This window comes from Xanthobacter aminoxidans (assembly GCF_043193615.1).
Taxonomy (GTDB): Bacteria; Pseudomonadota; Alphaproteobacteria; order Rhizobiales; family Xanthobacteraceae; genus Xanthobacter; species Xanthobacter aminoxidans.
Window position 1 is genome coordinate 1,029,489 of record NZ_JBAFUS010000001.1, and the last position, 13,119, is coordinate 1,042,607.

The 13,119-nt window shown below is 70.2% G+C and carries 8 protein-coding genes and 1 pseudogene; 4 read left to right on the top strand and 5 right to left on the bottom strand.

All coding sequences use genetic code 11. The annotated features are described in order from the left end of the window. From uca to sciP, 3 genes and pseudogenes are all read left to right on the top strand, one after another. Positions 1-3,543 carry an urea carboxylase gene (uca, locus tag V5F74_RS04695; RefSeq protein WP_394006540.1) on the top strand — a complete coding sequence of 1,181 codons (3,543 nt, stop codon included), beginning with the start codon at positions 1-3 and terminating at the stop codon, positions 3,541-3,543. Between the two features lie 62 nt (positions 3,544-3,605). Then, a pseudogene (locus V5F74_RS04700) lies at positions 3,606-4,007 on the top strand (allophanate hydrolase-related protein); the annotation flags it as partial. Positions 4,008-4,580: 573 nt separating this feature from the next. Beyond that, complete coding sequence (gene sciP / locus V5F74_RS04705; RefSeq protein ID WP_012113328.1) at positions 4,581-4,856, top strand: CtrA inhibitor SciP; 276 nt, start codon at positions 4,581-4,583, stop codon at positions 4,854-4,856. A gap of 187 nt (positions 4,857-5,043) precedes the next feature. On the opposite strand, the gene V5F74_RS04710 is transcribed toward sciP, so the two are convergent. From V5F74_RS04710 to V5F74_RS04720, 3 genes are all read right to left on the bottom strand, one after another. Beyond that, positions 5,044-5,973, bottom strand: coding sequence for a histone deacetylase family protein (locus V5F74_RS04710; RefSeq protein WP_029557645.1), 930 nt, complete (start codon positions 5,971-5,973; stop codon positions 5,044-5,046). A 233-nt stretch (positions 5,974-6,206) separates the two neighbouring features. After that, entirely contained in the window at positions 6,207-6,659 is a 453-nt protein-coding gene (locus tag V5F74_RS04715) for a GNAT family acetyltransferase (protein WP_051679115.1), read from the bottom strand. Further along, on the bottom strand, positions 6,656-7,669 hold the full coding sequence (locus V5F74_RS04720) for an L-threonylcarbamoyladenylate synthase (RefSeq protein WP_394007470.1): 1,014 nt from the start codon (positions 7,667-7,669) through the stop codon (positions 6,656-6,658). Before V5F74_RS04720 ends, V5F74_RS04715 begins: the two co-directional genes overlap by 4 nt. A 161-nt stretch (positions 7,670-7,830) precedes the next feature. Here V5F74_RS04720 and V5F74_RS04725 point away from each other — a divergent pair, with 161 nt between their 5' ends. Further along, positions 7,831-9,621, top strand: coding sequence for an acyl-CoA dehydrogenase (locus V5F74_RS04725; protein WP_394006542.1), 1,791 nt, complete (start codon positions 7,831-7,833; stop codon positions 9,619-9,621). Positions 9,622-9,630: 9 nt separating this feature from the next. On the opposite strand, the gene V5F74_RS04730 is transcribed toward V5F74_RS04725, so the two are convergent. Beyond that, on the bottom strand, positions 9,631-11,655 hold the full coding sequence (locus V5F74_RS04730) for a diguanylate cyclase domain-containing protein (RefSeq protein WP_394006544.1): 2,025 nt from the start codon (positions 11,653-11,655) through the stop codon (positions 9,631-9,633). Between the two features lie 219 nt (positions 11,656-11,874). Beyond that, positions 11,875-12,960: a hypothetical protein gene (locus tag V5F74_RS04735; protein ID WP_394006547.1), complete on the bottom strand. Its 1,086-nt coding sequence runs from the start codon at positions 12,958-12,960 to the stop codon at positions 11,875-11,877. Positions 12,961-13,119: the final 159 nt, after the last annotated feature.

The following is a 13,119-nucleotide window of genomic DNA, read 5'->3' on the forward strand; positions in this document are numbered from 1 at the left end:
ATGTTCTCGAAAATCCTCATCGCCAACCGCGGCGAGATCGCGCGGCGGGTGATCCGCACCGCGCGGGCCATGGGCATCAGGTCCGTGGCCGTGCATTCGGATGCCGACCGCTTCACCCGCGGCGTGCTGGAGGCCGACGAGGCGGTGCGTCTCGGCCCCGCCCCGGCCGCCGAGAGCTATCTGAACGTCGATGCCGTCATCGCCGCCTGCAAGGCGACGGGGGCGCAGGCCGTGCATCCCGGCTACGGCTTCCTGTCGGAGAACGTTCGCTTCGCCAAGCGCCTCGCGGAGGAGGGCATCGCCTTCATCGGCCCGAAGCCGGAGCATCTGGAAGCCTTCGGCCTCAAGCACACAGCGCGCGAGCTGGCCAAGGCGAGCGGCGTGCCCCTGCTGCCCGGCACCGACCTGCTCGACAGCGCCGAGGCTGCCCTCGCTGCGGCCGAGGCCATCACCTATCCGGTGATGCTGAAATCCACCGCCGGCGGCGGCGGCATCGGCATGCAGCTCTGCCACACGCCGGACGAGCTGAAGGACGTGTTCGAGCGCGTCCAGCGCACGGCCCGCGCCTCCTTCGGCGATGCCCGCGTCTATCTGGAGCGTTTCGTCTCCGAGGCGCGCCATGTGGAAGTGCAGATCTTCGGCGACGGCAAGGGCAAGGTCGTGGCGCTGGGCGAGCGCGACTGCTCGCTCCAGCGGCGGAACCAGAAGGTGGTGGAGGAAACCCCCGCCCCCCTCCTCTCCGACATTGTGCGCGCACGCCTGCACGCCGCCGCCGTCCAGCTCGGCGAGAGCGTGAAGTATGAGAGCGCCGGCACGGTGGAATTCATCTACGACCCGGCGCGGCAGGAGTTCTATTTCCTCGAAGTGAACACCCGCCTGCAGGTGGAGCACCCCGTCACCGAGGCGGTGTTCGGCATCGATCTCGTGGCATGGATGATCCGGCAGGCGGCCGGCGAAGACCCCATCGCTTCCGCCGGCCCGCTCTCCCCAAAGGGCGCGGCCATGGAGGTGCGCGTCTATGCGGAAATCCCCCACGCCAATTTCCAGCCCTCCGCCGGCCTCCTCACCGAGGTGAAATTCCCCGCGTGGGCGCGCATCGACGGCTGGATCGAGACCGGCACGGAGGTGACGCCCTTTTACGATCCCATGCTCGCCAAGGTGATCGTCAAAGCGGACGACCGCCCCGGCGCCATCGCGGCGTTGCAAAAGGCGCTCGCCGAGACCTCCATCTGCGGCATCGAGACGAACCTTCAGTATCTCACCGCCATCGCCGCGTCCGACCTCCTCGCCTCCGGCAAGGTGGCGACCACCGCGCTGAAGGACTTCGCCTTCCGCCCCACCAGCGTGGAAGTGGTCGTGCCCGGCGCCCAGTCCAGCCTTCAGGAACTGCCGGGGCGGCTGAATTTGTGGCACGTGGGCGTGCCGCCCTCCGGCCCCATGGACGAACACTCCTTCCGCCGCGCCAATGCCCTCGTGGGCAATGCCGAGACCGCCTGCGCGCTGGAAATGACCGTCAACGGCCCCACCCTGCGCTTCCATGACGATGCCACCGTCGCGCTCTCCGGCGCCCTGATGCCGGCCAAGCTCGACGGCGCGCCGGTGCCGCACGATGCGGCCTTCCCGGTGAAGGCGGGCCAGATGCTCGCCATCGGCACCATCGAGGGTGCCGGCCAACGGGCCTATCTGGCGGTGGCCGGGGCCTTCCAGGCGCCGGTGGTGCTGGGCTCGCGGGCGACCTTCGCGCTGGGCCAGTTCGGCGGCCATGCCACCGGCACGCTGAAGGCCGGCGATGCGCTGCACCTTGCCCCCGCCGCCGCACGCCCCACGGCGCCCGCTGCCGAGGTACCCGCCCCCGCCCCGCTCACCCGCGACTGGCAGATCGGCGTGCTCTACGGCCCCCACGGCGCGCCGGACTTCTTCCAGCCGGACGACATCGCGGACCTGTTCTCGGCCACCTACGAGGTGCATTTCAACAGCGCCCGCACCGGCGTCCGCCTCATGGGGCCGACGCCCCGCTGGGCGCGCACGGACGGCGGAGAGGCGGGGCTCCACCCCTCGAACCTCCACGACAACGCCTATGCCATCGGCGCCATCGATTTCACCGGCGACATGCCCATCATCCTCGGTCCGGACGGCCCCTCGCTGGGCGGCTTCGTCTGCCCGGCGGTGATCGCGCGGGATGAGCAGTGGAAGATGGGCCAGCTGAAGCCCGGCGACCGCGTGCGCTTCCTCCCCCTGCCCCGGCCGGAAGACCCCATCGCCGGCCCGGCTATCATCGGCGCGCCGGAGGAGACCGCCTCCCCCATCCTCGCCATCCACGAGGATGGACCGGTGCGCGTGGTCTACCGCCGGCAGGGCGACGACAATCTGCTGGTCGAGTTCGGCGACATGCATCTCGATGTCGCCCTGCGCCTGCGCGCGCATCTGATGGCCGAGGCGGTGCAGCAGGCGAAGCTGCCGGGCCTCATCGACCTCACCCCCGGCATCCGCTCGCTCCAGATCCATTATGACGGCGCGAGCCTGCCCCGCACCAAGCTGCTCGATGCCCTCGCGGAGATCGAGAAAGGCCTGCCGGCGGCTGAGGACGTGGTGGTGCCGAGCCGCATCGTCCACCTGCCGCTGTCCTGGAACGACCCGCAGGCGGAACTCGCCATGCGCAAGTATCAGGAGCTGGTGCGGCCCAACGCGCCGTGGTGCCCGGACAACATCGAGTTCATCCGCCGCATCAACGGGCTCGAGAACGAGCAGGCGGTGAAGGACATCATCTTCGGCGCCAGTTATCAGGTGCTCGGCCTCGGCGATGTCTATCTCGGTGCGCCGGTCGCCACCCCCATCGATCCGCGCCACCGCCTCGTCACCACCAAATACAACCCGGCCCGCACCTGGACGCCGGAAAACGCGGTGGGCATCGGCGGTGCCTACATGTGCATCTATGGCATGGAGGGGCCGGGCGGCTACCAGCTGTTCGGCCGCACCATCCAGATGTGGAACACCTGGCGGCGCACGCCTGCGTTCAAAGACAACCCGTGGCTGCTGCGCTTCTTCGACGAGATCCGCTTCTTCTACGTCTCCCATCAGGAACTCATGGAGGCGCGCGCCGCCTTCCCGCACGGCGCCTATCCCGTGCGCATCGAGGACAGCCGCTTCTCCTATGCGGACTACGCCGCGAACCTTGCCGCCAATTCCGGCGCCATCGCCGCCGGCAAGGCTCGTCAGCAGGCCGCCTTCGAGGCGGAGCGCGCGCGCTGGAAGGCGGAGGGGCTGGATAGTTTCGTGGTGGAGGACGGCGCCGGGATGCTCGGCGAGGGCGAGATGCCGGACGGCTGCTTCGGGGTTTCCGCCAACGTGCCGGGCAATGTCTGGAAGGTGCTGGTGGAAGAGGAAGCGGTGGTCGCTGCAGGCGACACCATCGCCATCATCGAGAGCATGAAGATGGAGATTTCCATCACCGCCCACGCCGCTGGCCGCGTCCGCGAGATCCGCGCCGCGCCGGGCCGCACCGTCCGCTCGGGCGATGTGGTCTGCGTGCTCGAAACCGTGTGAGGACCAAGATGACCAACGAGACCCCGCTCAGCGGCGCTCGCGCCTCTCTCCCGCCGGATGTGGTGCCCATCGCCGTGGTGGGCGCGCACCTCACGGGAATGCCCCTCAACGGCGAATTGACCGGTGCCGGCGGCGTGCTGGTGAAGAGCTGCCGCACCGCGCCGGACTATCGCCTCTTCGTCCTGCCCGACACCACGCCCCGCAAGCCCGGCGTGGTGCGCGCCCCCGGCTTCACCGGGCCGGGGCTGGAGGTGGAGGTGTGGGCGCTGGACCCCGCCGCCTTCGGCCGCTTCGTCGCCGCCATCCCCGCCCCGCTGGGAGTGGGCAAGCTGCGGCTGGAGGACGGCTCGGAAGTGCCCGGCTTCCTCTGCGAGGCCCATGCGGTGGAAGAGGCGGAGGAGATCACCGCGCTGGGCGGCTGGCGCGCGTATGTGAGCGGAGGGAGGGGTCTGTCTCCGGCCTGAGAACCGCGGGGGGGGGGGGGGGGGCGGCCCTCACCGCCCTCGCGCCCCGGACGCATGCCGCGAAAGCGGAATGCGAGCCGGGGCCCAGCGCAAGGGTCCGCCGAAGGCGCTTCCTGCCCCCCACCGCTCTCAGGCTTTGCCCCGCTACGCGGGAGTCCTGCGCTGGACCCCGGATCGGCGCTCCACCTTCGGTGTCGCTTGTCCGGGGAGCTTAAGGCCCGTTCCCCGAAGGTGAGAAAATCCGTGCTGCGGCGCACGCACCGCCCCCGCCGACGCCCAATCATTACTTCGTGATCCATTAAGACAGCTGAACAAGTGCTGAATCGCCGGCGTCTCCCCACACCGGCGATGCACTGCGGCCACGCCCGAGCCGCCTTTCTTTTCAACATCATGCCCCGAAAACCGGCCCGCCTCGCAAATTGCGAAAGCGTGGCCGCATGTTTACGCTTCGGGAACGTCTTGTTCAGCCCCCATTAAGACAAGTAAAAATCCTTTTATTTCCGTGCTTTAGCAAAGTCTTCATTGGCACCTGCCATCTTCATCGAAGTTGGTTTGAGTAGCAGGTGCGTAGATATGACCGATGCCTATCGGCCGAGGGTCAAATATGTGATCGGGCCGGACGGGGGACCCCTGACCATCGCCGACCTGCCGCCGCCGGATACGCGGCGCTGGGTCATCCGCCGCAAGGCGGAGGTGGTGGCCGCCGTGCGCGGAGGGCTTCTCTCTCTCGAGGAAGCCTGCAAGCGCTACACCCTCACCGTGGACGAATTCCTCTCGTGGCAGGCCTCCATCGACCGCCACGGCCTGCCCGGCCTGCGCACCACGCGCATCCAGCACTACAGGCAGTAAAACCAGCGGCGCCGGTCGATGACCGGCGCCGTGTGGTTTTTGCGTTGCTTTCGCTCAGGCGCCGCGCGGGCTTTTTGCGTGTTTTCGCTCAGGCGCCGCGCGGGCTTTTTGCGTGTTTTCGCTCAAACGCCGCGCGGGCTTCGCCGGGAAGGCGCGAAACGCGCTCCCGCGACGGGGACGCCCTGCCTCAGCCGTGCATCAGCGCGGTGACGTGGGCGGCGGCAGAGGTGGCGAGGCCTTCGAGGTCGTAGCCGCCTTCCAGCAGCGAGACCACGCGGCCCTCGCACTTCTTGTCGGCGATCTCCATCAGCCGGCGCGTGATCCAGCCGAAATCGGTGTCCACGAGGCGCAGCGAGGCGAGCGGATCGCGTACGTGCGCGTCGAAGCCGGCCGAGATCAGGATCAGGTCCGGCGCGAACGAGGTGATGCGCGGCAGGATGCGCGTCTCCATCGCCTCCTTGAACACCGCGCCGTCGTCGCCCGAGCGCAGCGGGGCGTTGACGATGGTGTTCACCGCGCCCGTCTCGCCCTGCGCCCCGGTGCCGGGATAGAGCGGCATCTCGTGGGTGGAGCAGTAGAGCACGCTGTCGTCGGCCCAGAAGATCTCCTGCGTGCCGTTGCCGTGGTGGACGTCGAAATCCACGATGGCGACGCGCTGGAGGCCATATTTCGCCTGCGCGTGCCGCGCCGCGATGGCCACCTGGTTCATCAGGCAGAAGCCCATGGGCTTGCGCGTCTCGCAATGGTGGCCGGGCGGGCGCATGGCGACGAAGGCGTTGGTGACCTTGCCTTCCATCACCTCATCCACGGCGAAGCAGGCGCCGCCCACCGCGCGCAGGGCCGCTTCCCAGCTGCCGGGCGAGAGGATGGTGTCGGAATCGATGCGCACCAGCCCGTCCTGCGGCACGGCCTCGCCCATGGCGTCCACGAAGTCGGCCGGATGCACGCGGATGATGTCCTCCCGCTCGCCGCGCGGCGCGAGATCGCGCACGAGATGGGCGAACTTTTCCTGCTCGAAGATGCGATCCAGCACGCGGAGCCGGTCAGCGCGCTCGGGGTGACCGGCAGGCGTTGCGTGGCTGAGACCAGCAGGATGGGTGACGAGCAGCGTGGACATGGATGGGAACGCCCTCCCTTGGCGCAATCTTTACGTTCTTTATTTTGCCATACCATATTCCAGCAGCACCGGGAGGATGTTGCGCCGGATCAAGACTATTGCCGCCGCACGCCCCAATGGCCTCATCCCTTTGGGTGCGGCGTGGGCCGGATGCGCCCCCCAAAGCCCGCGCGGCGCTTGAGCGAAGACAGCGCAAAACCCCGCGCGGCGCTTGAGCGAAAGCAGCGAAAAACTCAATTCCCGTCCAGGCGGCGAGAAAACACGATGCGCGGCTCCTCCACATAGCCCTCGGCGGCATAGAAGCCGCGCACCTTCTCGTTGTCCGGGCGCACGAGGAGCATGAGCTTGGGGACGGCGCGGGCGCGCAGCCAATCCTCCACCGCGCGCAGCAGCGCCCGGCCGAGGCCCCGGCCCTGCAGGTCCGGCTCCACCGCGAGGTAATAGACCCAGCCCCGGTGCCCGTCGTGGCCCACCATGGCGGAGCCGAGAATGCGACCGCCGTCCCGCGCCACCAGGATGGTGGAATGCGGCCCGCGCCGGGCGAGCGCGATGTCGGCATGGGGATCGTTCCACGGCCGGGTCAGGCCCGCCCGCTCCCACAGCGCGGCCAGCGCCTCGGTGTCGGCGTCGGAGGCATGGCCGATGGCGATGGTGAGGCCGTCGACATCGAGCGTCTGGGTGGTCATTGCGGCAACTCGCTCTGGGAGGGACGGGGGGCGGCGGCGCGGGCGAGGCGGTCGGCGATGGCTTCGCCGAGACCTTCCCGCGGCAGGGGAACGACGGCGATGGCGGGAACGCCCGCCGCATCGAGGCTGCGCAGGGCGCCATAGAGCCGGGCGGCGGCCTCGGTGAGGCTGCCCGAGGGGCTGAGGTCGAGGACAACAGCCGCGCGCGCGATGCCCGGCGGACGGGCACCGGCGAAGGTCAGGAGCGCTTCGCCGGCCATCACCTCGCCGGCGTCGAGCCGCAGCGCCGCGCGCGGGGCGTAATGGGAGGCGAGGCGGCCGGGGGCGGAGGGCGCGGCATCGCTGTGCGAGACGGGGAGCAGCAAGGGCCGGCCCAGCGCCGCCTCGATCTCCTCCCGCGCGAGCCCGCCGGGGCGCAGCAGCACGGGATCGGCGCCGGTGCAGTCCACGATGGTCGATTCGACGCCCACCGGCGTCGGCCCGCCGTCCAGCACCGCATGGATGCGGCCGGAGAGGTCGTCCATCACATGGCCGGCCTCGGTGGGGGAGACATGGCCGGAGCGGTTGGCGCTGGGGGCCACCACCGCACCGCCGAAGGCCGCGAGCAGCGCCCGCGCATGGGGATGGGACGGCACCCGGAGCGCCACCGTGTCGAGCCCGGCGCGGGCGAGGTCGCAGACGCCGGCCCCGCCGGCGAACGGCACCACCAGAGTCAGCGGTCCGGGCCAGAAGCGCGCGGCCAGAAGCGCCGCGTCCGCGTTGAAGGCGCCGAGGCGGCGCGCGGCTTCGGCATCCGCGGTGTGGGCGATGAGCGGGTTGAAGGCCGGGCGACCCTTGGCGGCGTAGAGGGCGGCCACCGCATCCGGGTTCGTGGCATCGGCGCCGAGGCCGTAGACCGTCTCGGTCGGGAAGGCCACCAGCCCGCCCGCCACCAGAAGCCGCGCGGCCGCCTCCACGTCGCCCGGCATATGGGCGTCGAGGAGCCGGGTGGAGCCTTCGGGAGCGGTCACGGCCATGGCTTGAAACCCGCGCCCCCCGACCAATGGGTCAGGGCACGCCTCTTGACGTAAGAGGCCGGCGCCGCGATGTGGGAGACCGGCAATCGCCGTGCTTAGAGCGCGCCCGCCGGGAGCGGTCAAGCCGGCGCCCCAAAACCTCAAGGGAGGGTTCCGTGAGCTATCGCGCGCCGGTGGAAGAGATCTCCTATTTCCTCAAGACCTCCACCTCGCTCCCCGAGCTGATGGCCCAGGGGGTCGTCGACCTCTCCTTCGACGTGGTGGACGCCGTGCTGGACGAGGCCGGCAAGTTCGCCGGCTCCGTCGTCGCCCCCTTCGACCGCGTGGCTGACAAACAGGGCTGCACCATCAAGGACGGCGCCGTGACGACGCCGGAAGGCATGCGCGCCGCCTATGAGGCCTGGACCGAGGCCGGCTGGTGCGGCGTCGCGGCCGAGGAGGAATTCGGCGGCCAGAACCTGCCCACCTCCGTCACCTCCGCGCTCACCGAATTCTGGAATGCCGCCTCCCCCGCTTTCGGCATCTGCGGGGTGCTGACGCTTGGCGCCATCGAGGCGCTGACCGCCCATGGCGCGCCGCAGCTTCAGCACATCTTCCTGCCGAAGATGGTGGCCGGCACCTGGACCGGCACCATGAACCTCACCGAGCCGCAGGCGGGCTCGGACCTTGCCGCATTGCGCAGCAAGGCGGTGAAGCAGGCGGACGGCACCTACCGCATCTTCGGCACCAAGATCTTCATCACCTACGGCGAGCACGACATCGCCGAGAACATCGTCCACCTCGTGCTCGCCCGCTTGCCGGACGCGCCCGCCGGCACGCGCGGCATCTCCCTGTTCGTGGTGCCGAAGTTCCTGGTGAACGAAGACGGCAGCCTCGGCGCGCACAACGACGTGGTCTGCGCCGGCATCGAGCACAAGCTGGGCCTGCACGGCTCGCCCACCTGCACCATGACCTTCGGCGAGAAGGGCGAAGGCGCCATCGGCTACCTCGTGGGCGAGGAGAACCGGGGCCTCGCCTGCATGTTCACCATGATGAACAACGCCCGCCTCGCGGTGGGCGTGCAGGGCGTGGCGGTGGCCGAGCGCGCCACCCAGCGCGCCTTTGCCTATGCGAAGGATCGCAAGCAGGGCAAGGCCCCGGGCGTGGAGGGCTCCGCCCCCATCATCGCCCATCCGGACGTGAAGCGCATGCTGCTGACCATGCGCGCCGAGACCGACGCCGCCCGCGCGCTGTGCCTGAAGACCGCCGACGCGCTGGACCGCTCGCGCCTGCTGCCCGACCCCATCGCCCGCGCCGCCGCGCTGGCCGAGGCGAGCCTGCTGACCCCGGTGGCCAAGGCCTTCTCCACCGATGCCGGCATCGAGGTGTCGTCGCTGGGCATCCAGGTGCATGGCGGCATGGGCTATGTGGAGGAGACGGGCGCCGCCCAGCACCTGCGAGATGCCCGCATCTTCGCCATCTACGAGGGCACCAACGGCATCCAGGCCATCGATCTCGTCACCCGCAAGCTGACCCAGGAGGGCGGCGACGTGGTGAACGCGCTCATCGCCGACTATCGCGAGACGGCGGAGGAGGTCTCCGCCCTCAACGCGCCCGACTTCGGCCATGCCGGCCCGCGCCTCGCCGAGGCGGTGGATGCGCTCGGCCGGGCGACGCGGGTGATGCTGGATCGCGTCGCCGACGAGCCGGCCAAGGCGCTGGCCGCCGCGACCCCCTATCTCAGGCTCTATGCCCGTGCGGCCGGCGGCGCCTTCCTCGCGCGCACCGCCCTCGCCGCCTATGCCGAGCGCGCCGGCGGCGCCACCGATCCCCGCCTCGCCGCCCGCATAGCGGTGGCCCGCTTCTTCGCGGAGAACCTGGCGGTGGAGGCGAAGGGGCTGGAAGAGGCCGTCACCGGCGGCGCCGGCGGCGTGCTGGAAGCGGAAGCGGTGCTGGCGATCGGCTGAGCCCGGCCTCTACTCCGGCGGGCGGCTGTCGGAGCGCAGGCCGGAGCGCGGCAGCATCTGGCGGCGTGGGGTCTCGTGGGCGGCGTCCTCGGCATTGCGGGGGGCAATGCCCACCGCACGCCAGGTGCCGCGTCCCGCGTCCTTCGCCGCATAAAGGGCCGTGTCGGCCTCGGCGATGAGGGCGGCGGCATCCAGCGTGCGGTCGTCCGCCACGGCCATGCCGAGGGAGAACGACGCGGGCAGCACCAGCCCTTCCACCTCCACCGGCCGCGAGAGGTGCTTGTGGAGGCGGTCCGCCATGGCGGCGAATTCTTCCCGGCTCTTGCCCGCGGCGATGATGGCGAACTCGTCGCCGCCATAGCGGGCCACGAGATCGCCGGCGCGAATGGCCGATTGCAGCCGCCGCGCCGCGGTGGTCAGCAGCAGGTCGCCGGCCATGTGGCCGTGCTGGTCGTTGACCGACTTGAAATAATCAATGTCGATGAGAACCACGGCGAACAGCGCGCCGTCGCGCACGAGGCGGCGGCGCGCCTGCTCCAGCGCCCGGTCGAAGCCGGCGCGGTTGGAGAGGCCGGTGAGCGGATCGTGGGAGGCCGCGTGCTCCAGCGCGGCTTCCAGGTGCTTGCGCTGGGAGATGTCGGTGACGGTGCCCACCGCCCGCGTCGGCCGGCCCGCCGGATCACGCTCGACGATCTTGCCGCGCACCAGCACCCACAGCCAGCTGCCATTGCGGTGCCGCGCCCGCATCTCCGCCTGGAACAGGAGGTGGCGCCCCTCGGCATGGTCCTTCAGCGACTTGGCGACGGCGGGCAGGTCCTCCGGATGGACCATCTGGCTGTAGTCCGAGAGCCGCGTCGTCACGTGGTCGGGCTCGAGGCCGAGCATCCGGTGGGCGCGGGCGCTGAAGAACGCGGCGTCGGACGGCAGGTGCCAGTCCCAGATGCCGTCATTGGCGCCTTCCAGCGCATAAGCGAGGCGGCGGCGATCCTCCTGCACCTCGCGCTGCTGGCGGCTGCGCTGGGCCATGATGGCGGCGATCAGCAGCGCCGGCAGCATCACCAGCACGAGCCGCGCCTGCAGGCGCAGCATGGTGACAACGAGATCGGCCGAGGCCTGCGGCGGCGAGACCGGCTGCGGCCACACCTGGGCCATGCCCAGCCCCAGCACCGCGAGGGCATAGGCGCTGGAGGCCACCGCGGTGGCGAACAGGCCGAGGCGGAAGGCGAACCACAGGAGGATGGCACCGCCGAGGTCGCGCAGCAGCGACTCGCCATAATAGGCGCTCGCGGCCAGCGTCGCGGCCAGCGTGAGGCTGGCGAAGGCCAGTTCCTCCTCGCGGGAGAATTTCGGGCGGTTGCCCTCGGAGCCCCGCAGCCCCTCGTCCTCCGCGCGGCCGTGCCACAGCAGGAAGGGCGGCAGCAGCAGCAGCACGCTCGCCATCTCGGGAATCCACCAGCGCAGCAGCAGCGGTCCGAACGTGCCGTTGGTCTCGAGGAATTCGACGAAGGCGGTGATGATGGCGCCCGGCAGCGTGCCGGCCACGGCGACCACGCCGAGGCTCACCACCATGGGCACGCTGCGCAGCGCGCCGCGCTCCATACCCGCGCGCACGCAGCCCCAGCCCACCAGAGCGAAGGTCAGCGCGTTGGCGCAGCCGGTGGCCAGCGCCGAGCCGATGTCCTGCCCCTGCATCGACAGGTGGACGACCATGGAGACGAGGGCGACCACCGTCGCGAGCCGCCCCACCGCATCCCGGAACATGAGGAAATAGACACCCACCGCCAGCGCATTGGTGGGCCAGACCGCCGGATAGACGCCGAGCCGGCGCCCCAGCTCGGTGAAGGCGATGACGAGGCCGCCATAGAACAAGGCGAACAGGACGAGGTCGGTGAGAAGATCGACGACGGAGCCGCGCGGCTCAGGCGGACCGTTGGTCGCCGCCGCATCCAGGGGGGCAGCCGTTTCCTGCGGCGTTGACGGCAGGCCGTCCGCTCCGGTGGGGCTGTCCTTGGCCTCGGGGACCGGCGGCTTCATCGTCGGCGGCCCCACAGGCTGCATGATGTACGGGCGCATCTCACCCTGATGAGGGCTGCCGGCCTTTCGAGCCGGCGCTGGATCACGGCGGAGGATCCCTCCTCTCCCCGTCGCGTGCACGACTTACGCGTCGGCCACTCTGCGTTTCAAGTGACATCGTGGCTTATGGGTTTCGCACGAATCGCAAAATGCAACAAACCGCGGTATCATGCGGTAGGTTCAACGGCCCGAGAAGCCGTCGAAGATGAAATCCGGCGCGCTGGTGTTGTGACGCGAGGGCACGAGGCGGCCGGCCCACAGCATGGAAACGTTCTGCGCATCGGCGAAGGAGAGCACCGGCGCCTCGCCCATGAGGCCGCCGGCTCCGCCCTTGCCGGTGCCGAGGCTGCGCCACGCGACGCGGGCGACATCCGCATTCCCTTCCGTCACATACATGGAGCGCAGGGCGGCGAAGGTGCCGGGCGGGGTGCCGTCGAGCTGGACCTCGAGGCGCAGCTCATCCGAGCCCACCTTGACCACCTGCATCCGCGCCTTGCCGCCGGCCGCGTAATGGAGCGTGAAGGTGCGGGTCTGCGGGGTGAAGCCCACCTCCTTCAGCCGCACGATGGGCCGTTCCGCCTGCTCCACCGGCCCGACGAGGAAGGAGGAGCCATAGGCGGTATCGCGCATGTGGGCCGGCGACATGGGGCGGGCGCGCATGTAGCCGTCCGGCGGGTAGATCACCAGCACCTCCTCGGCCTTGCCGTCCACGCGCATCCAGAGCTGCACCATGTGCAGGCCCTGCGTCACGTCTCCGCCGATGCGGACGGGCACCGTCGCAGCGCGCCAGAAGGAGGGAAAGATGAAGCCGGTCAGCCACATGTCCGGCGTCTCGAAGATGGTGATTCGCTTCGGCGCGGCGGGGGAGGCGGCGGCGGGATTGGGACCCGGCTTGGCACCGGGGGCGGCGGCGGAGGGCGGCAGCGGCGCCTTCGCATCGGCCGGCACCACCGGGTCGCCGGACATGTCGCAGGTTTCCCAGTCCGGCGCGGTGTTGTCGGCCAGGAGCATGCCCACATAGGCGGGGTGCCGGACACTGATGTTGAACTTCTGCACGTCGTCCGACACCAGCTTCAGCGTCACATTGTCGGTCTCGGCGCAGGTGGCGTTCACGCTCTCGTTGCGCACCGTGACGCCGAGGGGTTCCGCGCCTGCCGATGCGACCGCCAGAACGGTGGCGGCGAAGCCGGCAAGAAGCGCGGCGGCCAGCTTGGCGCGGGCGGGCATGGAGGTGCCGCGCGAAACGCTGGGATCGAAGGCAGGCATCACGTTCTCCGCAACTCGGTCGGCCGGGGCTGCGCGGACCTTAGCAGCGCGATCCACCGGCGGGAAAGCGCGACCTCTCCCCGCGGCAGCATTCTGGCCGGCGGCGCAGGCGCGAGGTGACGTAAGGGAAATTCTATTGCGCCCACCCCTCGCAAATCC